A 26,503-nucleotide genomic window follows, 5' to 3' on the forward strand; every position below is an offset into this window, starting at 1 on the left:
ATGGAACTGTCAGATTTTTTGAGGGAAACGCAGGCTGAAGTTAGAGCCCAGATGAGCGAAGGCTCCCCCTTCGCCGAAATGGTGTTCTCCGAAATTGTCATGCAGCACATGGCGGAGATCGGAATGACGTTCGAGCCCGTTGTCTGCCACTTTCAGGGAAAGGTCGGCAACGCCGTCCTGCGATTGAGCGGTTACGCGATGTCGGACGACGCCGATCAGCTGGATCTGTTCGTGAGCCTCTATGAAGGTGTGGACGAGCCAACGCCCGTCCCCGACGCGGACACCAAAACGGCCGTCGAGCAGTGCATCCGTTTCCTCGGCCTCTGCGCTGAGGGGAAAATGGCCCCAAAACTGGATCCGTCGAGCGACGTCCATTCGCTTGCGCTCACGCTCCAGGAGATTTACAACGATCTCGAACAAGTTAGGGTTTTCGTTCTTACCGACCGGGTGGCCAAGGCCAAGAGTTTCAAGACACGGGAAATAGGTGGGAAGTCCGTTCGCCTCGAGGTCATGGACATCGAGCGCCTGCACCGCCACTGGTCGGAGGGAAAGCCGCGCGACGAACTGGTGGTCGACTTTACCGAGGTGTCCGGCGCCCCTCTGCCCTGCGTATTCGTGCCGGGCGAAACTGACGATTACGACTACGCCCTGACGGCAGTCCCGGGAGAAGCCCTGCGGTTCATCTATGAGAGGTTCGGTGCCCGACTGCTGGAAGCCAATGTGCGCTCGTTCCTGAGTGTAAAAGGAAAGGGGGTAAATTCGGGGATACAAAATACCCTGCGCACCGCCCCGGGACGCTTCATGGCCTACAACAACGGGATCGTGCTCGTGGCCGACGAAATGCGGCTCGGAAAAACCGCCGATGGCGCCACCGGCATCGTTTGGCTGAAAGGCATGCAGATCGTGAATGGCGGGCAGACAACGGCCTCACTCTATTTCGCCAAGAAGAAATTTCCCGAGACAGATCTGAGCCGGGTACGGGTGCCGGCCAAAATCATCGTCATGCGCGTGCAGGACCCGACGAAGGAGGAGGCCCTGGTTTCTGACATCTCGCGTTTCGCCAACAGCCAGAATGCAGTCCGGCAGTCCGACCTTTCGGCCAACAAACCTTTCCACATCGAGGTAGAGAAACTCTCCCTGACGATCTACTGTCCGGACGGTGTCGGCCGCTGGTTCTATGAGCGTGCGGCCGGCAGCTATAATACTCTTTTGAGTCGCGAGGGGACGACCCCGGCCAAACTGAAAGCCTTGAAGGAGGCCATCCCACCGTCCCGGAAAATCACCAAGACGGATCTGGCGAAGTACATCAATGCTTGGGATAAAAAACCTGACGTGGTCAGCCTTGGCTCCCAGAAGAACTTTGACCGTTTCATGGCATCGCTTTCAGGGACCGAGGGGGAGGAATTCCCGCTGCCCGGAGTGCCAGAATACAAGGCGATGATCGCCAAGGCCAAGATATTCAGGGACACGCAGAAACTCGTTCGCCCCATGTTCCAGGCATTCCAGGCGAACGTGGCTGCCTACGTCGTGTCCGTCCTGGCTGACCGGCTTGGGGATAAAATTGACCTCGACCGGATTTGGGCCCGTCAGGGCGTCTCGCCGGAATTGCTCTCGCAGATTGCCATCTGGGCTAGGGAGGTGAATGGTGTCCTCCACAGAACCGCAGGAGGGCGCATGGTTTCGGAGTGGTCCAAGAAGCCGGAATGCCGGGACGCCGTCCTCGGGGCGACCTATTCGGCACCGGCAGATGGAATTTCGGAGGTTCGCTGAGGAGGCGAAGGTGGCGGACGTCGTTGGGTCGGAGACCCGTAGCCGGATGATGTCCGGCATACGAGGCAAGAATACCAAGCCGGAGGTGCTTGTCCGGCGGGCTTTATTCGCTGCCGGTTTCCGGTTCAGGCTCCACCGCCAGGACCTACCGGGGGCTCCCGACGTCGTTCTGCCGGGCCGGAGAATAGCTATCTTCATTCACGGGTGTTTTTGGCACATGCATGAAGGATGCCGTTTTGCAAAACTGCCTGCCACCCGTCCCGATTTCTGGAAAGCCAAACTGGAAGGGAACGTGGAGCGAGATCGACGGGCCGTCGAGACCCTGCTGGCCCAGGATTGGCGTGTGCTCTTCGTCTGGGAGTGCGCGACGAAGGACAAGGCAGTGGATTCGACGCTGCCGGAAACACTGTCGGCGTGGATAAAGGGAACCGTCCGGTTCGGCGAGATTAGCGGTGGCGGGAAACCGTGAGGAAATCCAGGACGATCTCGGCAATTTTCCGGGCGAGCCATGGAGGTACCGCATTACCGATCTGCGTGTATTGCTGGGTTCTGTTCCCCTCGAAGAAGTAGTTATCGGGGAAAGTTTGCAGGCGGGCGGCCTCGCGCACCGTGAGGCTTCGGCATTGCGAGGGATCTGGGTGGATGTAATAGTGTCCGTCCTTGGCAATATGGGCAACAACCGTTGTGGACGGATACCCCGTCAGTTGAACGCGGAAACGGTCGGCGAACGGCACGTACTCGGCGACCTGCTCGGGCGTGGCATTGCCATGGTTGGGCAGAAGCCTCGGAGGAAACTGGCCCAGCTTCGGGGAATACGTGTAGGTGGCCGCGTAGCAGGAGGCGAAAAGGTAGCGGTGCAGATCCGAGCGCATGTGACTGCGGGTATCGTGCTGGAGTACTCCCCTTAATCGCGGGTCGTGAAACCAAGAGCGCAGCTCGGTCGGCATCGAGGAATCCGTGACGACTTGGCGCGGATCAAATCGACCGCCGATGGAAGAATGGGCCGAAGCCTTGCGCCAAGCCCTGCTCATTGCCTCCTCCATGTCCATCCGGATGGGGTTGTGCCAGCCTTTGAGTTCCTCGGTTGCGGACTTAAGAGCGGACAGCCAAGCATCGTGAGAATCGGGCTCCCGCGAAAGCCGGCTACGCAAGGGAGGAAGACCCGACAGTGCGGCCTTGACGCCGACGGGCTTCAGTGAGGCTTTGAGGACGAAACGCTCCGGGTGTCTGGTGAGCGCGGGTGTGGTATCAGCCAGATCAGAACGTATCCCGAAAAGGATGACTCGGTGCCGGTTTTGCGGGACGCCGAAGCGTTCGGCTTCAATGACAAAATCCTGAGGTGCCGGGTCGTCGCCTTCGACCACGAAGGAGCGGATGCGGTATTCGAGGCCATCGCCGGGCGAAGCTAGGTCGGCAAGGATTCGGTCAAATATGGACGAGCCGCCGTGCGTGGAAGAAAGTATTCCTTTCACGTTCTCCATCACGAAAACCGACGGGCCGAAGCGGCGGATAATTCGCAGGTATTCCGTATAGAGGAAATGCCGCTTGTCGCTCTCGAAGATGGCGGTATCTTCCTTCGCGCGTCTCGACCTGCCCGCCAGAGAATAGGCTTGGCAGGGTGGCCCGCCGATGAGCACCCATTCTTCCGCTCCGTCGAGAGCCTTCTCGATCCAGCCGTCGATTTCCTCGTGGGGGGTCTTGCCGAGTTCGGCGTTCTTGGCCTCGGACGCGGCGAACCGTGCCTCCTCGGTGATGGAGGGGTGAGAGAAAAGGTCTTCCCGGGAAATCTCCCCTCGGACGTAGTCGTAATAGCAGTCAGGGGCAGCGCCCTTCCGGAAGGCACGGAACAGCGCCCGAAGAGAGAGGGTTCGGTGGGCAACGGGATCTTTTTCGATGGACACCCGCAGGGCAAAGTGGCGTTCGCCGTTGCCGTCGACGATAGACGAGAATCCCTCGCCGAGCCCGCCCGGTCCGGCGAACAGATCTATCACCGGAATTGGGTTTTGTCTGGCCATCTGCTTTCGTTGTTTTGTTTGGTTTCGGGCACCAGAAGCAAAAGGGCGCTGCTGCGCCCTTGTACCTACCGGGTCTCGCTATCGGGAAAGAGCACGCCTGTAGAACTGGAGGAGTCTATCCTTTTGGAGCATAACGAGCAAGATTCGGAGGGGCAGGGTGGTGACAACTCCTTGATATTGGCCATGTGCAATCAACGGGTTGTCGTGCTAATTGTCAGGCTTCGAGCGTCGCCGCTCCCCGTTCTCCTTGTTATCCTGACCGCGGTATACGCGGTTGGCCGGATTGCCGGGCAGGTCTGCGGCGGGGGCGCGCTCCCGCTGCGGGGTTGCCTCGGGGGCGGAGGGCGTCCGGCCTGGTGCTGCCTCACCCCTGCGGGGTTCCGGCATTGCCCGCGCCCTTTCCTGTTCCTGAACTGTGCGCGGCGGGGCAATTTCACGCACGGTGCGCGGTGGCGTCGCCGCTTCTGGGGAAGAGGTGCGCGGTGCTCTGGGTTCGGCCCGGCCGGTCTGGCCGCGCTCCCGTATCACGTTGCCAGAAGCAGCAGGTTCGGCTTCACGCCGCCTTTCCTTGAAGCGTGGCTGTAGCGGCGGGGTGGCGCGTTCCGCCCCGGTCTGAGCGCCGAATTCCGGGCGCGGCAGGTCGTTGGATGGGCGCTTGGGCATCTCTACGTAGCGTTGCTCGGGGGCGGTTTTTTTCTTGGACTTGGGCGCTTCGGTACGCCATGGCAGTCTGGATTCGCGGGGTGGGCGCGTAGACACCACCGGCCGCGACAGCACACTTTCCGGCGGGCGAACGCCCTTGTGGGCACCGGCCACCAGGCTTGCCGGGCCGGGTTTTACCGGCAGGGCGCCTCGGACATGCTCCAGTTCCCGGGTTTGCGTCACCCGCACCGGCGCATCGTGCACATGGCCTCTGCCGAAGTGCTCTCGTGTCGTGGCGACAACGGCATTGTTCACGCGGGTGTTGTGATAGGTGATGTTGGACACATTGACGACCGTGGTCTGCTTGATGACCACGTTATTCACCACCCGCGGGCCATGCCAGCCGCCCCACCAAGGTCTGCCGATGAAACCGGACCTCCCCCACCATGGGGTCAGAGGTTCGCCCCAGCTGAGCGCCACCCAGCCCACCCCTGAGCCGCCGATGCCGATGCCAACGGACACATGGGGGCTGATACCGAAAAATGCCACCAGGGCAGGGGCATACACCGCGTGTCTGACCACCGGGCCTGGGGCCCACGCCCAGTAGCCGCCCAGGTAAACCCAGCGGCCATAATGGAACGGAGCCCATCCCCACGGTGCATCGTCAATCCAGGCCCACTGGTAGTAGGGATCCCAGACCCACCTGCCGGTGCTGTAGGGCGCCCATCCCGGCGAAACTGCGTCGGGCACCCAGACCGGCCCGTATTCCGGCACGACACGCCATCTGCCATAGTGGTCCAGGTCGGAGGTGCCGGCGATTCCAGAGGGAAGGTAGCGTTCGCTGACCGCATCGACCAGACCTTCCGTGCGGTCGTAATTCCATCGATCCCACTGGTCGAGCTCCGGCGCCACGTAAGTTTTTGCCTGAGCCACGGTGCCACCCTGCACCACGATTTCCTCGGAGGGGTGAATGCTCATGGCCTGCCCACCGGCCGGAACCATCATCGCCCGGCCGCCACGACGGGTGATGAAGTGCACATCCCCATTCACGTCCACCCGGTAATAGCCGGTACGATCGATGGTGAACACCGCATTGGGCGTATCCACCTCCACCGAAAAGCCCGTGGGAAGCGTGCGCAGATCGAAGGACACGCGGCCGGCAGTGATTTTGAACTGAACGAAATCGGCCGTCTGGTTGACGAGCGTGAGCTGGGTATCGTCGTCGGCCCGGACAAAAGCCCGGCTCCCCATCTGGAGTTCGAGGTTGCCGTCCCTGCCGACATAGAGCGCATCGCCGGCGGCAAGCGGAGTGTTTATTTGCGCCTCCACCCAGTCTTCTGCGCCCAGGCGCGAGAAAGAGATATCCCCTTCGACGTAACTCAGACGCAAGGGACTGGCAGCCGCTTTCTGACCATTCTCTTGAGCGAGGGCGGGAAGACCGCTCATGACGATGAGCAACAAGAAGGAAAGCATGAGGGTAATTCTGGACAATGTAAACATGGACGTCGCCTTGTTTAGCCAGGAGCATTTTCCTGGAGATGCGCGCCGTAAGCCTGGCGCGGGGGAGATAGTAAAACAACGTTACAGCTCGGATAAAGTTGACGTTACGACAGGAAAACGGGCCTAGCATTCAGTTTGCGCGGCGGTCTGGCCGTGGCGTAATCCGCTTTGCTATTGCGCATCTTTCGCCGGGTAGCCGACTGATTGCGCAAGGATGATCTGCTGATGACTACCCAGCCCCATGGCTGCGCCAAGTGCTGCGCGATCGATCGACCCGCGCACTACCGTGGCCAAGCCTGCCGAAGCGCAAAAGAGATACACATTCTGGGCAATGAAGCCGGCATCGGTTGCACTGTAGAGCGCTTTCTGTTCTGCTCCGGCGTCGCTCATCCGGTTGAGGGCTGCCACATAAACCAGGTTCAGCGGTACCGTTGCCACAAAGTCCTGTACGCCCGTCAGCCCGCGGATGTCGCCGGTTGCCGTGCGCTTCAGCGTATGGGTGATGGGATCGTAGCGGTAAACTCCTTCTGCCGTTGCCACGTACACATCGATCTCGCGCCAATCGCGAGCTGAAGGCGCGGTACGCTTGCCCGAGTCGGCCCGGTTCACGCCATTCGCCGCCCACAACAGATTCGACAGCACCTGCTGCGGCAGCGGCTTGGCGCCGAACTCCCGCGTCGAGTGACGCTCCTTCAGCACCTGCATCAACGGCTTTCCGCCCTCCATCTGGGGCGGCGGCAGTTTGATGGCATCGGTTTCCTGCGCCCATCCGTTTCCCATCACGCTCATCATGAATAACCCCGCATACATCCATTTGTCCATGGCCGGTTTCTCCCTGGCGGAACTACAGCAGCAGTAGTAACTATAGACGCGCAGGGGCAGGGGGCAAGGAGGCACAGGCGTAAAAAAGCCCCGGCATGCCGGGGCTTTTTCTTAAACTACTGCCGGTTTACGCAGCTTGGATGTTTGAAGCCTGTTTGCCTTTAGGGCCGGCTGTCACATCAAAACTGACCCGCTGGTTTTCTTGCAAAGATTTGAAACCCCCTGCCTGGATCGCGGAGAAATGCGCGAACAAATCTTCGCTGCCATCATCCGGGGTAATAAAGCCAAAACCTTTTGCATCGTTAAACCATTTCACAGTACCTGTTGCCATTTTTAATTCACCTTAATATCAAGTTAACCCGGCTAGGAAATAGCCGGATGAAGACGGGCAAATGCCCAGTCCCCAGTCCATCGAATATCAAGGAAAAAACAGACCAACTTAATGAGGTACCGCAATCGAAACTTGAATTCCACAGACTTGCTTAAGACTACACTAAAAACAGTTAAGTTCAATGTATTTTTTTCCGGGTGCGTGGCACTTGCGTTCAGGCACGACGCCAACGCGTCAGCGCGAGCACCAGCATCCCTGTTTGCACAACCCCCTCTGGCTTTCAGTCAGGCTCAGGGTCGAGCGCACTGTCTCCTTGCTGGCATCGAACAGCACATCGAAGCGCGCCGGCTCATTCCACTCGTCGCAATAGCGCCATTCCCACACCAGCTCGTCGCGCGCCTTGAAATAAACCGTCCAGCCCGGCCACGACGGCCCCAGGATGCGCTGCACCTGCTCCTTGCTCATGCCGGCCTGGATGCGGGAAAAAGCGCTGCGGTCCATCACGTTTTCGATGCGCTGCAGCCTGCCATCCGCCCCGATGAACGCCATATAGCTGTGAAAGCCCATCGGCCCGCGCGGATAAGCCAGCTGCAGGGAGCCGTCCGGCTCCTGCCAGCGCATCGCCGGTTGCCCCATCACGCGCAGCACATCCTCCAGCCTCGCCTCGCCGGGCTTGAGGCCGCTACCGCTGTAAGCCGCGCAACCAGCCAGCAGCAGTGCCGCCAGAATCATCGTCAAGCGTTTCATATATATTTGCTTTCCTGGCCCTCTAAATCCAGATTATAGAGACTTACGCGACTTCTTCTTCCGCCTGCTGTTGCAGCGCCCACATGTGTGCATACACGCCGTCCCTTGCCAGCAATTCCGGATGCCGTCCACGCTCGATAATGCGCCCGGCATCCATGACCAGGATCTCGTCGGCTTCGACTACGGTGGAAAGCCGGTGCGCGATGATCAGGCTGGTGCGGCTTCTGGCGATTTCCAGCAGCTCGGCCTGAATGGCTTTTTCGGTTTTGGTGTCGAGCGCGGAGGTGGCTTCGTCCAGAATCAGGATTGCCGGATTCTTCAGCAAGGTGCGGGCGATGGCGACGCGCTGTTTTTCGCCGCCTGAGAGCTTCAGGCCGCGTTCGCCGACCACGCTGTCCCAGCCTTGCGGCAGGGATTCGATAAAGTTCAGGATATGCGCGGCGCGGGCGGCGGCGATCACTTCAGCGCGCGTGGCAGCGGGGCGGCCATAGGCGATGTTGTAGTAGATGCTGTCGTTGAACAGCACGGTGTCCTGCGGCACCACGCCGATGGCCGCGCGCAGGCTGTCCTGGCTGATGTGGCGGATGTCCTGGCCGTCGATCCGGATGCTGCCCTCATTCACGTCATAAAAGCGGAACAGCAAGCGCGCCAGGGTGGATTTCCCTGCGCCGCTCGCGCCCACCGCAGCCACGGTTTTTCCAGCCGGGATGGTGAAGCTGACATCAAGCAGAATCGGGCGGTCGGCGTTGTAGGCGAAGCTGACGTGCTCGAACCGCACTTCGCCGCCCAGCACGGCCAGCGTGCGCGCATCCGGCGCATCCTCAACTTCCTTGGGACGATGCAGCAGGGTGAACATGCGCTCCACGTCCGTCATGGACTGCTTGATCTCGCGGTACATCACCCCGAGAAAGCTCAAGGGCTGGAACATCTGCAACAGAAAGGCGTTAACCATGACCAGATCGCCCAGCGTCAGCGTGCCTTCGACCACGCCGTTCGCCGCGCGCAGCACCATCAGCGTGACGCCGACGGCGATGGTGCCGGCCTGTGCCGCATTCAGCAGGCCGAGCGAGCGCTGCGATTGCAAGGCCACCCGCTCCCATTCCGCCAGGCTGGCGTCGTAGCGCGCGGCCTCATAGCGTTCGTTGCCGAAATACTTCACCGTTTCATAGTTCAGCAGGCTGTCGATGGCGCGGCCATAGGCTTCCGAATCCAGCGTGTTGGCGCGGCGCACAAACTGCGTGCGCCAGTCGGTAATGGTCACGGTAAAGCCGATGTACGCCGCCAGCGTCACCAGCGTGATCAGCCCGAACACCCAATCCAGCTTGACGAACAGGATGACCGCCACCATCAGGATTTCCAGCACGGTAGGCGTGATGCGGAACAGCAAATAGCCCACCAGGCTGGAAATGGCCTTGGTGCCGCGCTCGATGTCGCGGGTGATCCCCCCGGTCTGGCGCTCCAGATGAAAGCGCAGCGACAGCGCATGCAAGTGCTGGAAAACCGCCATGCTCACCCGGCGCATGGCACGCTGCGTGACCTTGCCGAACACCACATCGCGCAGGTCGGCAAAAGTAGTGCTGGCAAAGCGCAACAGGCCATAGGTGATGATCAGCGCCAGCGGCAAAACCAGATCGGCGCGCGATTTGTCCAGCGCATCGATGATCTCCTTCAACACCAGCGGCACCATCACCGCAGCCAGCTTGGCGCCGATCAGCAAGGCCAGCGCCAGCAATATCCGTCCACGGAACTCCCATAAATAAGGGAACAGTCGGCCGATCGAACGCAAATCGGTTTGGCCGGGCTGGGGCGTCGTGCTGGAATGGGAGTGCTCGGATAAGGACATCGGGTCTTTAGAATCTCGATTAGTAAATTTTGTTACTGCCAGGCGTCAAACAAAAGCAAACATAGGCCGGCAATTATTTCACACCCCGCAAAATCTGTTCAACTTTGCTTTACCTTGTCGCCACAGAGGGTAATAATTCTAGCAAGGTCGCACATAAAAGGAGCACTGCCATGAGCCACAAGCATATCAGCCTGCTTCGCGCCATCTTCCATGATCCAGTCAGCGGCAATATCCACTGGCGCGAAATCGAATCCCTGCTGCATCACCTGGGCGCCAGTGTCGCCTCGGCGCATGGCGCGCGCTTCCACGTGACGCTTAACGGCTTCGATGATTTCCTGCACCACCCCCACCAAAGCAATGTCTGCGACAAAATTCTGATCAAGCAACTGCGCGAATTCCTCACCCGCGCCGGGGTCACGCCATCGAGTTACGAGAGCGACGCATAGCCCCGGCGGCAATGCGGTCGAGTTGTGATGTGGCGCGGTGGTGGCAGGTCAACTACCCACCAGATCGCTTGACGACCCAGCCCTGCTTCTTGAGGTTTTCGGTCACCCGCTCACAGTGATCGCCCTGGATTTCAATCACCCCATCCTTCACCGTGCCACCAGAACCACACGCTGTTTTGAGTTGTTTGCCAAGTTGAGCGAGCGCAAGAACATCAAGAGTGAGCCCCTTGATCACGGTAACGCCTTTCCCTTTGCGGCCTTTGGTCTCCCTGGAGATCCGTACAATACCGTCAGACGCAGGCATGGTTGTATTCCGTCTACAAGCGCACTCGGCAATGGACTTTCGACACTCGGGACACATTTTGCCGTGCTCGGTGGAATAGACGAGCCCACCTGTGGCTTTATTGTTTTTCATAATATTCCGGTGTCTTTGATTATTTCTTTATGGACTCATCTTCCGGCAGCAGGCAGGCGGGATTCTTGCAGCCGAAGATGGAAAAGTAACGCCACCACAACACGATCAATATGGGTAACAGACCTACCCAGAACCCGTTCCAGTCACTCGTCAGGGCAACCTCATCCCGCCACCAAGCCACGGTCACGCTGACGGAGTAAAACAATAGCGTCAGTAACGCCAGCAAAGCCAATACTCGCAGCACTGTGCGTCGCATACCGTCATACCCCTATGCAAAACTTCATTCATTGTAGCGCTGCAGCAGGGCAGGGCAAGTGCTTTGCCGCACGCGGCATCCACCCATTTCTTCCTGGCCTGGATTTCCTGACCCTGCTCCGGCTGGCGTTGATGCAGGAGCGGCGACAAACCCTTGTCTGGATGCTGCTATATTGAAGCGAGGGGCCTATTTTCTAGGATGATGATGAGCAGCTTGATTCGCAATGATGCCGCCTGGAGGCGCATGGCTGTGGCGGTGCTGTTAGCGGCCGTTCTGCCTGTTATGGCGGGCGACAAAAAACAGGAGGGCAGGAACATGATGCTGACATCCACGGTGTTTTTTCAGGGCGGCACGATCCCGCAGCGCTATACCTGCGATGGATCGGATATCTCTCCGCCGTTGGCCTGGTCCGGATTGCCAGCCGGAACAAAAAGCCTGGTGCTGATCGTGGATGACCCCGATGCGCCAGATCCAGCCGCGCCCAAGAGGATCTGGTCGCACTGGGTGCTGTACAACCTGCCGCCCATTGCGGGCGAATTGCCTGAGGCCGTTCCGGCACAGGTGCTCCCGCCGGGGACGTTGCAAGGGGTGAACGACTGGCAGCGCCCGGGTTATGGGGGGCCATGTCCGCCTGTGGGACGCCACCGCTATTTTTACAAGCTGTATGCGCTGGATACTGTTCTGCCGGATTTGGGCGGACCTGCCAAAGCGGCGGTGGAAAAGGCCATGCAGGGGCACATTCTCGGCCATGCGGAACTGATGGGGCAGTATCAGCGTAGCCGATAGTCTTATTTGTCGTTGTGCTCCAGCGTGATGCCGACCAGTTCGATGATGACGCCCAGGGCGAGCAACAGGGCACCCTGCCAGACTTCCGGGGCGAGAAACATCAGGATTGCGCCCAGCACCACCATGATTAGTGCGCCGGTTCGCCGGATGCGTGTGTTTTTGATCATGTCGGACCGCCTTCTGCTATTTTTAAAAGTATAGCGGCTACGCAAATGGTGCGTGCGCTTTAAAAATCAGGGAGAGCTTCATGGCTATCATCGGGATCGACCTCGGCACTTCCAACTCCGCAGCCGCCGTGCTGCGCGGAGGTCGGCCCGTCATCATCCCCAGCGCCGAGGGGGTGAGCCTGGGCGGCAAGGCGTTTCCCAGCTATGTCGCGTTGACCGCTGACGGGCAGGTGCTGGTCGGCGAGCCGGCGCGGCGCCAGGCGGCATCGAACCCGGAAGGCACCGCCACCGCTTTCAAGCGGCAGATGGGGCGGCGCGAGAAGGCGCGCCTGCGCAATAACGAGTATTCTCCCGAGCAGCTGTCCGCCTTCCTGCTGCAAAAAATCAAGCGCGACGCCGAAGCCTTCCTGGGCGAGCCGGTAACCAAGGCGGTGGTGACCGTCCCCGCCTATTTCGACGACAACCAGCGCAATGCCACCAAAGACGCCTGCAGCATCGCCGGCATCGAGGTGGCGCGGCTGGTGAACGAGCCCACTGCGGCTGCGCTCGCCTATGGTCTCGACCGTCTGAGCCAGGAACTGCGCATCGCCGTGATCGACTTCGGCGGCGGCACGCTCGACGTGACCATCATGGAATTCGGCAAGGGCGTGTTCGAGGTAAAGAGCACCTCCGGCGACACCCAGCTTGGCGGCACCGACATGAACCAGCGTATTTTCGAATACCTGGCCGATCGCTTCAGGACGGAATCCGGCATTGATGTGCGCGGCGACCGCAAGGCTGCCGCACGCCTGCTCGAAGCCTCGGAGATGGCCAAGATCGAACTCACCGCCAGCACCACCGCGCATGTCAGCCTGCCCTACATCGCTTCCTCGGGCGGGGAGCCGCGCCACCTCGAGCTGGACTTGACGCGCACCGACCTGGAGCGGGTGGTGCGCTCCGTGATCGAACGCTGCCGCGGGCCGGTGGAGCAGGCGCTGAAGGATGCCGGCATCACCCCGCGCGATGTCGATCGTATCGTCTTTGTCGGCGGGCCGACCCGCATGCCGTCGGTGCGCACCTTCTTCGAGGACCTGTTCGGCCGCAAGGCGGAAATGGGGGTCGACCCGATGGAATGCGTCGCCTCCGGAGCGGCGATCCAGGCCGGCGTGCTGTCGGGCGAGGTGGGCGACATCGTGCTGGTGGACGTGACGCCGCTGACGCTCGGCGTCGAAACCCTGGGCGGCGTGGCCACCCCGCTGATCACGCGCAATACCCCGGTGCCGGTGAAGAAATCCGAGATTTTCACCACCGCCGCCGACATGCAGACCAGCGTCACCATCCATGTGTTCCAGGGCGAGCGCCCGATGGCTCCAGACAACGCCAGCCTGGGGGAATTCAACCTCGACGGCCTGGTGCCTGCGCCGCGCGGCATGCCGAAAATCGAGGTCACGTTCGACATTGACTCGAACGGCATCCTCAACGCCAGCGCCAGGGATACCGCCACCGGCAAATCCCAGTCGATCCGCATTACCGGCTCGACCCGGCTTTCCGATAGCGAGAAGCAGCGCATGATCCGGGAAGCCGAACAATACGCCGACCAGGACAAGCAGCGGCGCGAGGAGGTGGACAAGCTGAACGCGGCCGACTCTGCCTGCTACCAGACGGAAAGGATGCTGGCGGATTTCGGCGACAAGCTCACCGCCGAACTCAAGGGCAGGATCGAGGCGGCGCTGCGCGAGGTGAAGGAAGCGTTAACCAAGCGCGATGCCCAGCTTGCCACCGAGCGCGCGGAAGCCTTGCAGAAGGTGCTGAAGGAAGCTGGTGCGGTGATTTATGCCCAGCAGCCCGGTGCCGGGGTGTACGCCCAGACCCCCTATCCCGGGGAAAAAACCGAAGAAGGCGCTTCTGCCGGCGAAGCCCGGCCGAGCGGTTCCGGGCCGCGCGGCAGGGTGGTCGATGCGGAGTACAAGGAAGCGCGATAGGGCAAGGCGATTTAAGAAAAGGCAATTGCTTAACCGCAGAGGCGCAGAGGCGCGGAGTAAAAACAAGAAGTTATAGACTTGTACCGATTTTTTTACTTCTGGTGAGTTTTTAGACTTTGAACTCCTCTGCGTCTCTGCGCCTCTGCGGTTCAATCGCTTTTTCAAAGCCAATAAATTCATGATGAAGGAATCATCATCGTAACCGCCCAACGCGATTACTACGAGGTGCTTGGCGTTCCGAAAAACGCCGATGGCAAGGCGATCAAGGATGCCTTCCGCAAGCTCGCCCTGCAGTACCACCCGGACCGCAACAAGGAGCCGGGCGCCGAGGAGCGCTTCAAGGAAATCGCCGAAGCCTACGCCGTGCTCTCCGATCCGAAAAAGCGGTCCGAATATGATGCCCGTGGGTTCGAAGCCGTAGCCGGGTTCAGCCGCGAGGACTTGTTCGGCGGCATCGATTTCGAAGACCTGTTTGGCGGCCTCAACTTCGATTTCGGTCCGGGTGGCGGGCTGTTCGATCATTTTTTCCACCGCCGCCAGGCCGGCCCGGTGCGCGGGTCGAATATCGAGGTCGAGCTGACCATCCCGCTGGAGAGAGTGGTTTCCGGCGGCGAGGAGAAGGTTCGCCTGCCGTATCAGACAGCCTGTTCGGCCTGCCACGGCAGTGGTGCGGCAGCGGGCACCCAGCCACGGGCTTGCAGCGCATGCAACGGCACCGGCCAGCAGACCACCCGCCGTCGCGAAACCCGCGACAAGAGCAATGTCCTCATCCAGCAGATCAGCATTTGCCCGGCCTGCCTGGGCAGGGGCAGCGTGATCGACAAGCCCTGCCCGTCTTGCGGTGGCACGGGCAAGACGGAGCGCGAAGAAATTCTGAGCGTCAAGATCCCGGTTGGGGTGGAGGAGGGCATGGCCCTGCGTATTCCTGGTCGTGGCATGCCGAGCAGAGAGCAGGGAGGGCAACCGGGTGACCTGTTCGTGGTGGTGCGTAGCGCGCCCGATCCGCGCTTCGAGCGTGATGGCGCGGACCTCTGGCGCAGCGAGACAATCGCGGTGGCCGATGCCGTTCTCGGTACGAAGCTGAAGGTGCCGACCCTGGATCATCCCGCCGAGGTGACCATCCCGCCGGGTACGCAGCATGATACGGTGCTGCGTGTTCGCGGCAAGGGACTGCCTGCATTCGGAGGCAGTCAACACGGCGATCTTTTCCTGCGCATTCGGGTGCATATCCCTGAGCACCTCTCGTCCGAGGAGCGGGGTCTTTACCAGAAGCTGCGCGATCTGGCCGGCGAACGCAGCAGTAGCTGGTGGCATCTGTAGAAAATGTAAGGCGGTACATTTCTTTTTCCTGGGATGCAAATGGAATTCAAGGATTATTATCAGATCATGGGGGTGTCGCGCGATGCTGTCCAGGACGAAATCAAGCGCGCATATCGCCAACTGGCGCGCAAGTATCATCCGGACGTCAGCAAAGAGCCGGATGCCGAGGTGCGCTTCAAGGAAGTCGGCGAAGCCTACGAGGTGCTAAAGGACCCGGAAAAAAGGGCTGCTTATGATCAGCTCGGCACGAGCTGGAAACCGGGTCAGGATTTCCGTCCTCCGCCTGACTGGAATGCAGGTTTCGAGTTTTCCGGCGGATTTGGCGGGAACGGCGCGGCGGACTTCAGCGATTTCTTCTCGACCCTGTTCGGTGGCGCGTCAAGCCAGCGCGGTTCTGGTGGCTACAGGACACGGGGGGAGGATCGTCACGCCAAGATACTCATCGACCTGGAAGATGCCTTCTCCGGTGCTGCCCGCACCTTTACCCTGCGTGCGCCACAACTCGATCCGCAGGGCCGCATGGTGGTGGCAAACCGCACGCTGAACGTAAGCATTCCCAAAGGCATACGAGCAGGCCAGCACATCCGGCTCGCCGGTCAAGGCACGCCGGGCATGGGTGGCGGAACGGCGGGCGATCTTTATCTGGAGGTGGATTTCAAGCCCCATTCTCTCTATCGGGTAGACGGTCGCGACATCTATCTCGATCTGCCTCTCGCGCCGTGGGAAGCGGCGCTGGGGGCAGCGGTCACAACGCCCACGCCGGGCGGTTCCGTACAAGTCAAGGTGCTGCCGAACACCCAGGCAGGACGCAAGCTCAGGCTCAAGGGCCGGGGCATTCCGGGGAACCCGACGGGTGATCTCTACCTGGTGCTGCAAGTGGTGCTACCCACCGCCGACAGCGTACGGGCCAAGGAAATTTACCAGACCATGGCGCGGGAGATGGCTTTCAACCCGCGGCGGACATTGGGGTATAGGACATGGATGAAAAACTGACCGGCGTGGTGGTGGACGAGACCGGCACGCTTACCCTTGTCGAATTCGCCTGCGCCTGCGGCACCGAGGCCACGTGGGTGCTGGAGTTGGTGGCTGAAGAGGTTCTGCATCCGGCTGGAGGCGACCCGGAAGGATGGCGTTTCGGCGGCAGGGAACTCACCCGCGCCCGGCGCTTTCAGCGTCTGCAGCGCGATCTGGGGGCGAATCCGGATGCTGCAGCCGTCATCATCGATCTGCTTGACGAGATTGATCGCCTCAAAGGGCTATTGCGCCGTGCGGGAATCGAATGAGCCCGCATTGCGTTCAGGCGATTTTGATCCTGACCCGGTTTGATCTGCCTGGCTGCGCCTTGGGCAGGTCTATCTTCAGCACGCCATTCTTGTAGCTGGCCTTGGCCTGGTCAGCCAATACCGGTACCGGCAAGGGAACGACCCGGTCAAAGCGGCCATAGGCGCACTGCAGGACGCGATATCGTCCGGCATCCGATTCTTGCTCGAAGCGCTTCTCGCCACGCACGATCAAGGCATCGTCGCCCACTTCGATGTCCAGGTCCTCCTTCTCCATGCCCGGCACTTCCAGGCGCACGCTCAGCTTCTTGTCATCCTCGAATACATCCCCCGCCAGTAGCGCCCAACCGGGAGATGGCAAGGCCAGATCATCGCTCGCGCCGGATGGCACGGAGTACTTTTCACCGGGACGGAAGCGGGTCAGCGCCCCCGCGGCCTGTTGGCGCAGGTGCCTCCAGCCTTCAGTCACGGATTGCCATATTTCTCCCAGTCCTTCTTTCACTTCACTGATTACCTGCATGACAAATCCTTTGCTTATCAAAACGGCAATTCACCAAATTCACCACAGAGCACGCGGCGGAAATGGGGTTCGCAGGGATGGGCGGCTTGTCGCCCAACTCGCAAAAACAAGGCAAGGGCTTATGCCAAACGAGCGAGAGTGGAGGCAATGGCTCCTTCTCCCGCTTGCGGGGGAAGGTTGGGATGGGGGTTGGCGTCCTCCACGGTTCAATGGCTTTTTACAGAATCATTCCAGCTTGATGGTGTGCCGCTTTGATTTCGTCACTTTGGGCAGGGTCAACTCCAATATGCCATCCTTGAACGATGTTTTGGCTTTGTCTGCGTCCACGTTGCCGGGCAGGACCACGGTGCGGCTAAAGGCGCCGTGTGTAACCTCGCAACGGTAATAGTTGCCCTTCTCTTCCTTAACTTCGCGATTGGTCTTGCCATTGATGGTCACGGTGTTTTCGCTTACCGAGATTTCCAGGTCCTTCTTGTCCACCCCGGGCACCTCGGCGCGCACCAGGACTTCCTCGTCGCGGTCGATGACATCGACCCGGGGTAGCTTGCCTTCGAATGGCAGCGCCAGTTCGCCCATGAAGGGGCGCTCCAAAAGAAATGGGCGCAGCCAGCTACGCGGAAAGAAGCCTTCCATCATGCGTTCCATTTCCTCTAATGGGCTCATGGCGTGCATAGGCGAAATTTTCTGCAATGCGCTTCCCTTTTGGGTTGCGGCGACTTTGGTTTTTGTTTCGTTCGTCATGATTTTTCTCCTCATGGATTAAATAAATAACATAGACACCAACTTTTTTACGGTGGTAACAATAACTATAGGATAGGGATTATTTTTTTCAATTTGGCGTTAGTCGTGTGAGACTGATGCCTCAGGGGGCAAGCAGGGGCGAATTTATGGAGGTGCCCTATAATAAAAAGCAAGAGCGTGTCGTCTTCTCAAGAAAGATAAAAATGCCTACCCTTCTCCCGCTACAACCCATCCAGCTTTATCAACCCTGTGATCCCGAACAGTTCGGATTCCAAACCACGGCCGAGCTGGAAGACCTGGCCGAAATCATCGGCCAGATGCGTGCCATGGACGCGGTGCGCTTCGGCGCCGGCATCCGCCGCGAAGGCTATAACCTTTTCGTGCTCGGCCCCGCCGGCATGGGCAAGCGCAGCATGGTGCGGCAGGTTCTCGAACAGCGGGCGCGGGATGAGCGTCAGCCCTCCGACTGGTGCTACATCAACAATTTCGCCAAGCCGCACCAGCCCCAAGCGCTCAGGTTGCCGCCCGGCAAGGGCGCCGAACTTCGCCGCCACATGGCGCAGTTGGTGGAAGATTTGCGGACTGCGATCCCCGCCCTGTTCGAGAGCGACGAATACCGCGCCAAGACCGAGGCGATCCAGGAGGCATTCAACAAGCGCCGGGAGCAGGCATTCAAGGAAGTGGGAGATGAAGCCGAGAAGCAGGAAATCGTGCTGTTGCGCACCCCGGACGGATTTGCCTTCGCCCCTACCCGCAACCATGAGGTGATTCCCCCTGACGAATACGATAAGCTGCCGGAAGAGGAAAAACGGCGGGTGGAAGCTATGATCGCCGGGCTGCAGGAACGGCTGGAAAAAATCCTGCGGCAGATGCCGCAGTGGCGGAAGGAACGGCATGAACAGGTCAAGCAGCTCAACCGCGAAACCACCCTGTCAGCCGTTGTTCACCTGGTGAACGAGTTGAGGGAAGCCTACGCCGACCTGCCCGAGGTGCTGAAATACCTCGACCTGGTGCAGCAGGACATGGTCGAGAACGCGGACGATTTCCGCAAGCAGGAGGAATCCGCCACTTTCGCCGGTATGACCATGGTGACGCACCAGACCTTCCACCGCTACCAGGTGAACGTGCTGGTGACGCACGACGCAACGCCCGGCGCGCCGATCGTCAGCGAGGACAACCCGACCTACAGCAACCTGGTCGGGCGGGTCGAGCATACCGCCCAGTTCGGCGCGCTGGTGACCGATTTCACCATGATCAAGCCGGGCGTGCTGCACCGGGCGAATGGCGGCTATTTGCTGCTGGACGTGCGCAAGGTGCTGGTGCAGCCCTTTGCCTGGGAGGCCCTGAAGCGGGCATTGCAATCGCGCGAGATCCGCATCGAATCGCTGGGGCAGATGTACAGCCTGGTCAGCACCGTGTCGCTGGAGCCCGAACCGATTCCGCTGGACACCAAGGTGGTCCTGTTCGGCGACCGGCTGTTCTATTACCTGCTGCAGGAATACGACCCGGAATTCGACGAGCTGTTCAAGGTGGCGGCGGATTTCGAGGATCGCATCGAGCGTAGCGCCGACACCCATCTGCTGTACGCCAGGCTGATTTCCACGCTGACCCGCAAGGAGGGCTTGCAGCCGTTCGACCGCGGCGCGGTGGCGCGGGTGATCGAGCACAGCGCGCGCCTGGCCGGCGATGCGCAGAGGCTTTCCACCCACATGCGCAGCGTGGCTGACCTGCTGCTCGAGGCCGATTACTGGGCGCGCGAGGCCGGCCGCGAAGTGGTGGACACCGCCGCCGTGCAGCAGGCGATCGACACCCACATTCACCGGCAGGACCGGTTGCGGGCGAGGCTGTACGAGGAGATCCTGCGCGATACCCTGATGATCTCCACCGAGGGTGCTGTGGCGGGGCAGGTGAACGGGCTTTCCGTGATCGAGCTGGGCGAGTTCGCTTTTGCCCAGCCGACCCGGATCACGGCCACCACCCGGCTCGGCGACGGGGAGCTGGTCAACATCGAGCGCGAGGTGAAGCTCTCCGGCGCCATCCACTCCAAGGGCGTGCTGATCCTGTCCTCGTTCCTCGCCGCGCGCTACGCCAGAAACCAGCCGCTGGCGTTCTCCGCCAGCCTGGTGTTCGAGCAGTCCTACGGCTTCGTCGAGGGCGACAGTGCTTCCCTGGCGGAATTGTGCGCGCTGCTATCCAACTTGGCGGATGCGCCGATCAGGCAGTCGCTGGCGGTGACCGGGTCGGTGAACCAGTTCGGCCAGGTGCAGGCGATCGGCGCGGTCAACGAAAAAATCGAGGGCTTCTTCGATATCTGCGCGGCGCGCGGGCTGACCGGCGAGCAGGGGGTGCTGATCCCCGCCGCCAACGTGAAACATTTGATGTTGCGTCGGAATGTGGTGGAGGCCGCCGAGGCCGGCCGGTTCCGGATCTATGCCGTGGAAAATGCCGATCAGGCGGTAGCCCTTCTGACCGGCGTGCCGGCGGGGGAGGCCGATGCCTCCGGAAATTACCCGGAGGGCAGCGTCAATCGCCGGGTCGCGGCAAGGCTGGCGGAATTGTCTGAAATCAGAAAGTCGTTCGCCCGGCAGATTAAAGAAACGGTGGGAAAAGAGAAGGAAAGGGATTAGCCTTCTTCGATTTTCACCGTATGCCGTACTGATTTCTCCAGCTTCGGCAACGTGATCTCCAGCAAGCCGTCCTTGAACTTCGCCTTGGCTTTGCTGCCATCGATCCCCGCCGGCAGGGAAATTGATTTCCTCCGCGTCCTTTGCAGTTCAATAGCTTTTTCTAAGTTTAAAAGTCGATTTCTGGCGATGAAATATTGGCCTTAGTATCGGGTGTTGTTTTGGCCTCTGATTTTGGCCTGATACATGGCGGCATCGGCTTTTTCCAGCAATGACATGCCGTCGGCACCGTGGTCGGGGAACAGCGCGATGCCGATGCTAGCGCTGACTCCGATTTCTTGAGACGCCAGGGTAAACGGTTCATGCAGGCAGTGCAGGATTTTTTTGGTGACGCCTTCGGCGCTGTTTTCGCTGGACAGTTCATACAGCAGGATGACGAACTCGTCGCCGCCGAGCCGGGCCACAACATCGCTTTCCCGCACGCACTGGGTCAGCCGTTGAGCGACCTGCTGCAGCAGGATATCGCCGCTGCCGTGGCCGAGCGTGTCGTTGATCTGCTTGAATCCGTCCAGATCGAGAAACAGCACGGCGATGGACTGCTTATGGCGCTGCGCCAAGGCAATCGCGCCAGCCAGCCGCTCGTTGAAAAGCACCCGGTTCGGCAGCCCGGTCAGCGAATCGTGATAGGCGAGATATTCGAGCTGGGCTTCCCCCCGCTTTTTTTCGGTGATGTCGCTGAACAGGTGGATGTAGTGGGTGATTTTGCCGGCTTCGTTGGTGGCCGTGGTGACGGTCAGCCATTCCGGGAACATTTCGCCGCCCTTGCGCCGCCCGCGGATTTCTCCTTGCCAGCAGCCTTCCGCAAAAATTTTCTCGCGTATCTTGGCTGAGGAAAGGACATCTTCCTGGTAGGAGAAGAGAAAGCTGGATTTTTTCCCCGCCATTTCTTCCGCCGAATAGCCGGTTATTTCCGTGAATGCCTGATTGACACTGAGGATGTTCATCTGGCTATCGGTGATCAGGATGCCTTCGCGGCTGAACTCGAACACTTTGGCGGCGAGTTCTTTGGCATCGCCGCCGTAGCGGCGCAAGCGAGGTTTCCTGCGCATGAATTTCGCCACGCCCGCCTTCTTTTCCGTGTTTTTAGTCGATGCGGTCATAACGTTGGAGCCGGCTTCGGTCGAGGGTTCGCTGCGAGAAATTTCGGTGCTTTTCTCACGAGAAAGCGCGTCGCTGTTTTTCATGACCCGATTCTCCGCCGTGCGCCCGGGTTGCTGGCTGTTGCCGGTTGCGGCATTGGGATGGAATCGGTCAAGGAGGGTGCGGTTGCCTTGGTGATCCCGGATATCCGGGGTTGTTTCATGACTTGAATCTCCATAAGGCCAACAGGACGAGCAGTTTTTGTTTGTCGATTCGTAACGGTTGCGGACTGCACTGCTTGGCATCAGCATCCGGCTGACCGCCGGGGGCGGGACTGGCCTGTGAGCAGGATTTAGTCGCGCCACGGTTTGTTTCAAGCCTGTCGGTGCTGTCCAGGTGCAGTACCGGGCGTGTGTAGTCTTTCTCCTGCACCTGCGAGGCGCTTGGCTCTCCCGATGCGCTGCCGGAAATGGGGATGATCGTGTCCGCGTCTGCCAACACGCCGAGCGTTACGCCAGTGAGCAGGATGACCATGACTACGGTGATGCCAATCATCATCTTGACCAGTTGGGGTGGTTCGGTTGGATGGTTCATGATCTTGCTCCTTCCATTAGGAAGCACCGAGTCAAAGACCCGGAGCAGATCCGTCATGTGGGCAACGCCGAAATTCCACCTGTTTTACGATTCGGTTGCCGAGAACGGGGCCGGCGATACGGATCTTGCTCGACTGCGGCTCCGAAAATTACGACAGTATTTTTGTGGCTTTGCAGACCCAACGGGTCTATGTCAGACACCTGAACCGATGCTCCGATCCTGCGATAGCTTGCAGCCGCATCCAAGCACTCCTGCCGTCCGCCGAGGTGTCCGCACTGGCGGTGAGTCGATCCGGCTGCCTCCGGCGGGAGAGATCGTGCGGCGGTGCTTCGCGGACGCTGATTGCATTCTCTTTAGCGTGTGCTTTGGCGGGAGCGAGCAAGAAGCCGAGCGCGAAACTGGTTGCGGCAACAGTGGCATATGCGGACGCGACGGCTGCGATGATCGTGATTTTGCTCATGCCCTTATCTCCTGCTTGTCGTTATGGCGATGCCGCTTGACCGGGTGTTGGGCTGGCCCGGGCCGGTGCGGCGGACACTTCCCGATTCGTCCCACAGAATGACCGCGATAATCTGCGCTGCCGGCGTGTCCCAATAAAAGTTTTTGTCGCAGGAAGCGCTAAGCGCTTCACCGCTCAAGGAAGTTGGTAGCACTCCCCCGGTCAGCCACGCGTCCGAACCGGATTCGGGATGGGCTCCGGTTACTCCATGAGCGACAGTCGCAAACGGAAACGTAATCGGAAAAATTGCCGGGCATAAAGCGTGGCGCCGCAGTGGGTGGCTGGTTGATGCTGCTGCCCGGGTGCAATCTGTGCTCATGACGGATCTCGCTTGATTTGGCTCTTGTCTGGAATATATAGCAAGCGCCATGCCAGGAGAATAACGTGATGTAATCTATGTGTTTTTTGAGAGACATAAAACCCTGGTTGTAACGATCCTGTTACAACCAGCCAGGATTGGGACTTTAAAATCGATCTAGCCATTTGAATTGTTGGTGTTTTTCTGTCTTGTAACGATTTTGAGGCAACAGGTTCACGCGTTGAGCCGATTCTCCATGCGATATCGGTGTCAAGGCGCGAGCGCGATTTCAATCGTGGCGATGATGCCATTCCAGTTGCTCCGGCGCTGGAACCCTATCTGCGGATTGCCATGGGAAAAAATAATGAAAAAAAAGGCAACCGGCAACCTGACGCAGGCTGCCGATGGATGATGAAATGGCGCTTGGCCGCGTTCACATCATTCCATGGGCGTGATGCAGGCCGCATTTTTCCATCAGGCGGTACAACGTCACCCTGGATACACCGAGTTCCTGCGCCGCCTTGGAAACATTTTTGTGAGTACGCCGCAGCGCGGTTTGTATGGCTTCGCGTTCGGCAGTCGATCGCACCTCGTCCAGGGTCAGCATGTGCCTTCCGGAAGCCCGACGCTCGAGGCCAAGGTCTGCTGGCGTGATCAGGCGGTTTTCGCACATGACCATGGCACGCCGGATGCGGTTGATCAGCTCGCGCACATTGCCGGGCCAGTCGTGGTCACTCATTATCCGTATTGCCTCCCTGGTGAATCCTTGGACATTCCGGCATTTTTCGGCGGCAAATTTCTTGAAAAAGAATCTGGCTAGCAGCTCAATATCCCCTTGGCGGTCACGCAGGGCCGGCATTTTCAGGTCGAGCACATGCAGCCGGTAATACAGGTCTTCACGGAAGCGCCCTTCCTTTACAGCCGTTTCCAGATCCACATGGGTCGCTGCGATGACGCGGACATCCACATTGATGTGCTCGGTGCCGCCAACGCGCTCGATGGTTTTTTCCTGCAAAAATCGCAGCAGATTAACCTGCATGTCCATGGGCAGGTCGCCGATTTCGTCGAGAAAGATCGTGCCGCCGGCGGCGGCTTCAATGTGTCCGATTTTGCGCTGGGCAGCCCCGGTGAAGGCGCCTTTTTCGTAGCCAAACAGTTCCGACTGAATCAGGTTGGGCGGCAGCGCGCCGCAGTTTACCGCCACGAATGGGCCGCCAGACCGGCTGGATCGCTCGTGGATGGCCGTAGCGCCAAGTTCCTTTCCCGTGCCGCTTTCACCGGTGATGAGTACGGGTGCATCGACGCCTGAGATCTTGCGCAGATTGGAGAATAGCGCCAGCATGGCCGGACTTGCGCCGACCATTTCGTCCTCGCCGGGGTATTCGTCACCCTGGATCAATGGCTTGTGCGGAATGCTTGCCATGCCGTAAGCGTGACCCAGAATTGGCAGCAGGCGTTTACTGTCGGCGGGAAGGGTATGGTAGTCGTAAAAGTTCTCCTGGATCATCTGGCTGATGTCCTCGTTTTGCATTTGGGAGGGGGGCAGCAGGGCGATCCATTTCATTGGGCCACCCGTTGAAATCAGGTTCTCGCCGAGGAAATCGATATTGTTCGTGGAGTCGAACAGCGCCAGACCGACATGAAAGCGCTCGGAATTGATCATGACCCTGGCTTCGTCCGGATTTTCGGTAACTTGGGCATTCCATCCCGCTGCCCGGATGTCCGATAGCAGTACGGGTTGCGTATGGGGTGGTGTGAGATAGAGTAAGTTTCGGGTTTCCATTTTTTTGCTCATCCATAATCTGCAATTAGCCACAAATGATGCAAATGCCCTTCAAATCTCATGATGAGCATGACTGAAACCAATCTGGTCCAGGCATGTTGCGTGCTCATCCGGTTATGCAAAAGCGTTGAGTATCCGCGATTGTCTGTTAACGGGTTTCCCGTGTTTTACCTTGCTTATGCCGCTTTTACATATTCATCGATCATTTGCCTTTTCTCTCTTTCCAGTGCTGCCAGATCGATGCCGAAAAACTCCAGCAGGAGTTTTTCCTTGCTGGCATGAATAGGGATGTACCATGAATACTGCGGTTTGTATGGCTCGCACAGGCTCAGCCCTTTCTGCTTTTCGGCCCATTCAAGGAAGCTGGCGATAGCGTGCGTCAAGTCGGAGACGTGTTCGAATTTATTGTTCAATGGGTATTTGGTGTCTGACATGATCTGAATTTCCTCGATTCGAAAAAAGTGATTCATTAAGTTCATGCATGGTTGGTTAGCGCAGTGGATAGACATAGGCCTCAGCGCCCAGCCAGTCATTTTCTCCCGCGCCGAATCCGTGATTTGCGCCGGCGTCTAACCCGATCGTTGTGGCAGCATGGCGGCGCGTCTCTTCGACGATGGATGGAGGCGGCGGAATGATCTTTCTGCCGGTCAGAAGAGCTCCACAGTTGGCAAAGCGGCTGGTTTTCTGGTTGTTCTTGTTGGGCACGCTATTCTCCAATCTCATCGCTTTAAAAAAGACGTTATCAAGAGCTCAGGCGGCCTTGAGAAAAGTTGCACGTCGTACTTCCAACCTGTTTCACCAGGTCGGCGAAAGGGTCGATCTGCAATGGCCGGCAGAGAAAATTCCCTTGCATGACATTGCATCCTTCGTTGTATAGCAGCATCATCTGGCTGGCGCACTCCACACCCCATGCCACCACGTTAAGCTCCAGCTTTTCCGCCAGTGACTTTACGGAGCCGACAATTTCAGCTGCGTCGCGCTCCTTGGCGAAACGCCAGAAGAACGGGCAGTCGATCCAGATGGCGGTGACTGGAAAGTGTTTTGGATAAGAAAGGCCGGATCGGTCCGAACCAAAATCGCGGATGGCGATGCCGACACCGGTGTCGGCCAGCTTTTGCAGTGCCGGGGCCATGGCCTGGTAATTCCCCAGTAGCATACTTTCGGCAACGCCGAATTCGATTTTCTCCGGCTGGATGCCGGTTTCCATCAGGGATTCCCGGACACATCCAGCCAAATGCGGGCTCATCAGTTGACGTGCCGAGAGCCGGATAGTCGTGTGCACGGCAGGCAGGCCAAGCTGGCTCATGGAGCGGAGATTTACGCAGGCTTGCCGTACCGCCCATTCGGACACCACCTTTTCCATGGCCGTGCCGCCGATCAGCGCAGCGAGCGCACTATGCGAAACGACTCCAAATTCTGGGTGTGCCCAGTGGATCAGCGCTTCCACCCCGGTGATTTTTCCATTGCCCATATTGATCTGCGGTTGGTAACGCAGGCGTAGTTCCCCAACCTCGATGGAACTGTTCAATTCGTCCTGGGCGCATTTCAGAATGAATTCTTCTGCTGCGGTATTGATGTCGTTTGACTCCATGGCCAGTACTCCATGGTTGCCGAGTCGGGTGCCTCGGTCGGCGGACAGGTGCTTTTCTCCAAATTGCATCATCATCGTTACTCCCATGTGGATGGCGATTTCGCGCTATGCGCGGGCGCTGCGGATCGCCAACAATAAACAACGAATGGATTAGGCGGGTGCTAGGCCTACTGGTTGGAGTGCCGCGAATGCTGGGCGGCGAAAGAGGCGTTACTGAGGTGTTGCATTCGGGCGGGTGCGGAGCCCTGAAAAAATCTTTATATCTTTATTAAACCTAAAAAAAGCAATTCAGCCACGGATTAACACAGATATACACAGATTATCAATGAGTTACCATTCTCATTCCAATCACCTTTTGGGTGAGGTGAAAATCCTCAACAACACATTGTTTTGTCTGTGTTAATCCGTGTTT

Annotated in this window: 29 protein-coding genes; 10 read left to right on the forward strand and 19 right to left on the reverse strand. The window is 59.2% G+C overall.

Going from position 1 to position 26,503, the window contains the following annotated elements:
• Together VMV64_RS05380 and VMV64_RS05385 are read left to right on the forward strand one after the other, a co-directional pair.
• Positions 1 to 1,770, forward strand: a complete 1,770-nt coding sequence (locus VMV64_RS05380; RefSeq protein ID WP_325328917.1) for an AIPR family protein — start codon at positions 1 to 3, stop codon at positions 1,768 to 1,770.
• Complete coding sequence (locus VMV64_RS05385) at positions 1,748 to 2,239, forward strand: DNA mismatch endonuclease Vsr (protein WP_325328918.1); 492 nt, start codon at positions 1,748 to 1,750, stop codon at positions 2,237 to 2,239. Before VMV64_RS05380 ends, VMV64_RS05385 begins: the two co-directional genes overlap by 23 nt.
• On the opposite strand, the gene VMV64_RS05390 is transcribed toward VMV64_RS05385, so the two are convergent.
• From VMV64_RS05390 to VMV64_RS05415, 6 genes are all read right to left on the reverse strand, one after another.
• Positions 2,217 to 3,785, reverse strand: a complete 1,569-nt coding sequence (locus VMV64_RS05390; protein ID WP_325328919.1) for a DNA cytosine methyltransferase — start codon at positions 3,783 to 3,785, stop codon at positions 2,217 to 2,219. The genes VMV64_RS05385 and VMV64_RS05390 overlap by 23 nt on opposite strands.
• 207 nt (positions 3,786 to 3,992) lie before the next feature.
• Positions 3,993 to 5,927, reverse strand: coding sequence for a DUF6600 domain-containing protein (locus tag VMV64_RS05395; protein ID WP_325328920.1), 1,935 nt, complete (start codon positions 5,925 to 5,927; stop codon positions 3,993 to 3,995).
• Positions 5,928 to 6,098: 171 nt separating this feature from the next.
• Positions 6,099 to 6,749 carry a SagB/ThcOx family dehydrogenase gene (locus tag VMV64_RS05400; RefSeq protein WP_325328921.1) on the reverse strand — a complete coding sequence of 217 codons (651 nt, stop codon included), beginning with the start codon at positions 6,747 to 6,749 and terminating at the stop codon, positions 6,099 to 6,101.
• A gap of 127 nt (positions 6,750 to 6,876) precedes the next feature.
• Positions 6,877 to 7,080 (reverse strand): cold-shock protein, encoded by a 204-nt coding sequence (locus tag VMV64_RS05405; protein WP_325328922.1) that lies wholly within the window; start codon positions 7,078 to 7,080, stop codon positions 6,877 to 6,879.
• A 234-nt stretch (positions 7,081 to 7,314) separates the two neighbouring features.
• Positions 7,315 to 7,827 (reverse strand): hypothetical protein, encoded by a 513-nt coding sequence (locus tag VMV64_RS05410; RefSeq protein ID WP_325328923.1) that lies wholly within the window; start codon positions 7,825 to 7,827, stop codon positions 7,315 to 7,317.
• Between the two features lie 43 nt (positions 7,828 to 7,870).
• The gene (locus VMV64_RS05415) at positions 7,871 to 9,670 is read right to left on the reverse strand and encodes an ABC transporter ATP-binding protein/permease (RefSeq protein WP_325328924.1); all 1,800 of its coding nucleotides are present in this window, start codon (positions 9,668 to 9,670) and stop codon (positions 7,871 to 7,873) included.
• Between the two features lie 170 nt (positions 9,671 to 9,840).
• On the opposite strand from VMV64_RS05415, the gene VMV64_RS05420 reads away from it, so the two are divergent.
• Positions 9,841 to 10,116, forward strand: coding sequence for a type II toxin-antitoxin system HicA family toxin (locus tag VMV64_RS05420; RefSeq protein WP_325328925.1), 276 nt, complete (start codon positions 9,841 to 9,843; stop codon positions 10,114 to 10,116).
• Positions 10,117 to 10,168: 52 nt separating this feature from the next.
• On the opposite strand, the gene VMV64_RS05425 is transcribed toward VMV64_RS05420, so the two are convergent.
• Positions 10,169 to 10,531, reverse strand: a complete 363-nt coding sequence (locus tag VMV64_RS05425) for a translation initiation factor Sui1 (RefSeq protein WP_325328926.1) — start codon at positions 10,529 to 10,531, stop codon at positions 10,169 to 10,171.
• 19 nt (positions 10,532 to 10,550) lie between these two features.
• Complete coding sequence (locus VMV64_RS05430) at positions 10,551 to 10,787, reverse strand: hypothetical protein (RefSeq protein ID WP_325328927.1); 237 nt, start codon at positions 10,785 to 10,787, stop codon at positions 10,551 to 10,553.
• Between the two features lie 14 nt (positions 10,788 to 10,801).
• On the opposite strand from VMV64_RS05430, the gene VMV64_RS05435 reads away from it, so the two are divergent.
• Both VMV64_RS05435 and VMV64_RS05440 read left to right on the forward strand, forming a co-directional pair.
• Complete coding sequence (locus tag VMV64_RS05435) at positions 10,802 to 10,963, forward strand: hypothetical protein (RefSeq protein ID WP_325328928.1); 162 nt, start codon at positions 10,802 to 10,804, stop codon at positions 10,961 to 10,963.
• A 139-nt stretch (positions 10,964 to 11,102) separates the two neighbouring features.
• Complete coding sequence (locus tag VMV64_RS05440; protein WP_325328953.1) at positions 11,103 to 11,573, forward strand: YbhB/YbcL family Raf kinase inhibitor-like protein; 471 nt, start codon at positions 11,103 to 11,105, stop codon at positions 11,571 to 11,573.
• 2 nt (positions 11,574 to 11,575) lie between these two features.
• Here VMV64_RS05440 and VMV64_RS05445 read toward each other — a convergent pair whose 3' ends face one another.
• On the reverse strand, positions 11,576 to 11,740 hold the full coding sequence (locus VMV64_RS05445) for a hypothetical protein (RefSeq protein WP_325328929.1): 165 nt from the start codon (positions 11,738 to 11,740) through the stop codon (positions 11,576 to 11,578).
• Positions 11,741 to 11,820: 80 nt separating this feature from the next.
• Here VMV64_RS05445 and dnaK point away from each other — a divergent pair, with 80 nt between their 5' ends.
• From dnaK to VMV64_RS05465, 4 genes are all read left to right on the forward strand, one after another.
• The gene (gene dnaK, locus VMV64_RS05450; protein WP_325328930.1) at positions 11,821 to 13,701 is read left to right on the forward strand and encodes a molecular chaperone DnaK; all 1,881 of its coding nucleotides are present in this window, start codon (positions 11,821 to 11,823) and stop codon (positions 13,699 to 13,701) included.
• Positions 13,702 to 13,926: 225 nt separating this feature from the next.
• Positions 13,927 to 15,021 carry a DnaJ C-terminal domain-containing protein gene (locus VMV64_RS05455; protein ID WP_325328931.1) on the forward strand — a complete coding sequence of 365 codons (1,095 nt, stop codon included), beginning with the start codon at positions 13,927 to 13,929 and terminating at the stop codon, positions 15,019 to 15,021.
• A 39-nt stretch (positions 15,022 to 15,060) separates the two neighbouring features.
• Positions 15,061 to 16,014, forward strand: coding sequence for a DnaJ C-terminal domain-containing protein (locus tag VMV64_RS05460; RefSeq protein ID WP_325328932.1), 954 nt, complete (start codon positions 15,061 to 15,063; stop codon positions 16,012 to 16,014).
• On the forward strand, positions 15,999 to 16,304 hold the full coding sequence (locus VMV64_RS05465; protein ID WP_325328933.1) for a chaperone modulator CbpM: 306 nt from the start codon (positions 15,999 to 16,001) through the stop codon (positions 16,302 to 16,304). The genes VMV64_RS05460 and VMV64_RS05465 overlap by 16 nt, the downstream gene beginning before the upstream one ends.
• A 13-nt stretch (positions 16,305 to 16,317) precedes the next feature.
• On the opposite strand, the gene VMV64_RS05470 is transcribed toward VMV64_RS05465, so the two are convergent.
• On the reverse strand, positions 16,318 to 16,821 hold the full coding sequence (locus tag VMV64_RS05470) for an Hsp20/alpha crystallin family protein (protein ID WP_325328934.1): 504 nt from the start codon (positions 16,819 to 16,821) through the stop codon (positions 16,318 to 16,320).
• Positions 16,822 to 17,046: 225 nt separating this feature from the next.
• Positions 17,047 to 17,562 carry an Hsp20/alpha crystallin family protein gene (locus tag VMV64_RS05475; RefSeq protein ID WP_325328935.1) on the reverse strand — a complete coding sequence of 172 codons (516 nt, stop codon included), beginning with the start codon at positions 17,560 to 17,562 and terminating at the stop codon, positions 17,047 to 17,049.
• Positions 17,563 to 17,765: 203 nt separating this feature from the next.
• On the opposite strand from VMV64_RS05475, the gene VMV64_RS05480 reads away from it, so the two are divergent.
• Positions 17,766 to 20,189, forward strand: a complete 2,424-nt coding sequence (locus VMV64_RS05480; RefSeq protein WP_325328936.1) for an ATP-binding protein — start codon at positions 17,766 to 17,768, stop codon at positions 20,187 to 20,189.
• Here VMV64_RS05480 and VMV64_RS17360 read toward each other — a convergent pair.
• The 8 genes from VMV64_RS17360 to VMV64_RS05515 form a co-directional block, all read right to left on the reverse strand.
• Positions 20,186 to 20,377 carry an Hsp20/alpha crystallin family protein gene (locus VMV64_RS17360; protein ID WP_414718840.1) on the reverse strand — a complete coding sequence of 64 codons (192 nt, stop codon included), beginning with the start codon at positions 20,375 to 20,377 and terminating at the stop codon, positions 20,186 to 20,188. The genes VMV64_RS05480 and VMV64_RS17360 overlap by 4 nt on opposite strands.
• 12 nt (positions 20,378 to 20,389) lie before the next feature.
• Positions 20,390 to 21,430 (reverse strand): sensor domain-containing diguanylate cyclase, encoded by a 1,041-nt coding sequence (locus VMV64_RS05485; protein WP_325328937.1) that lies wholly within the window; start codon positions 21,428 to 21,430, stop codon positions 20,390 to 20,392.
• 115 nt (positions 21,431 to 21,545) lie between these two features.
• Entirely contained in the window at positions 21,546 to 21,920 is a 375-nt protein-coding gene (locus VMV64_RS05490; protein WP_325328938.1) for a hypothetical protein, read from the reverse strand.
• A 187-nt stretch (positions 21,921 to 22,107) separates the two neighbouring features.
• Complete coding sequence (locus VMV64_RS05495; RefSeq protein ID WP_325328939.1) at positions 22,108 to 22,380, reverse strand: hypothetical protein; 273 nt, start codon at positions 22,378 to 22,380, stop codon at positions 22,108 to 22,110.
• Positions 22,381 to 23,150: 770 nt separating this feature from the next.
• On the reverse strand, positions 23,151 to 24,500 hold the full coding sequence (locus tag VMV64_RS05500; RefSeq protein ID WP_325328940.1) for a sigma-54 dependent transcriptional regulator: 1,350 nt from the start codon (positions 24,498 to 24,500) through the stop codon (positions 23,151 to 23,153).
• 176 nt (positions 24,501 to 24,676) lie between these two features.
• The gene (locus VMV64_RS05505; RefSeq protein WP_325328941.1) at positions 24,677 to 24,934 is read right to left on the reverse strand and encodes a hypothetical protein; all 258 of its coding nucleotides are present in this window, start codon (positions 24,932 to 24,934) and stop codon (positions 24,677 to 24,679) included.
• 55 nt (positions 24,935 to 24,989) lie between these two features.
• Positions 24,990 to 25,205, reverse strand: a complete 216-nt coding sequence (locus tag VMV64_RS05510; protein ID WP_325328942.1) for a hypothetical protein — start codon at positions 25,203 to 25,205, stop codon at positions 24,990 to 24,992.
• Positions 25,206 to 25,242: 37 nt separating this feature from the next.
• The gene (locus VMV64_RS05515; RefSeq protein ID WP_325328943.1) at positions 25,243 to 26,166 is read right to left on the reverse strand and encodes an EAL domain-containing protein; all 924 of its coding nucleotides are present in this window, start codon (positions 26,164 to 26,166) and stop codon (positions 25,243 to 25,245) included.
• Positions 26,167 to 26,503 lie beyond the last annotated feature (337 nt).

Origin of the sequence: Sulfuricella sp., from assembly GCF_035531155.1 — a bacterium.
GTDB lineage: Bacteria > Pseudomonadota > Gammaproteobacteria > Burkholderiales > Sulfuricellaceae > Sulfuricella.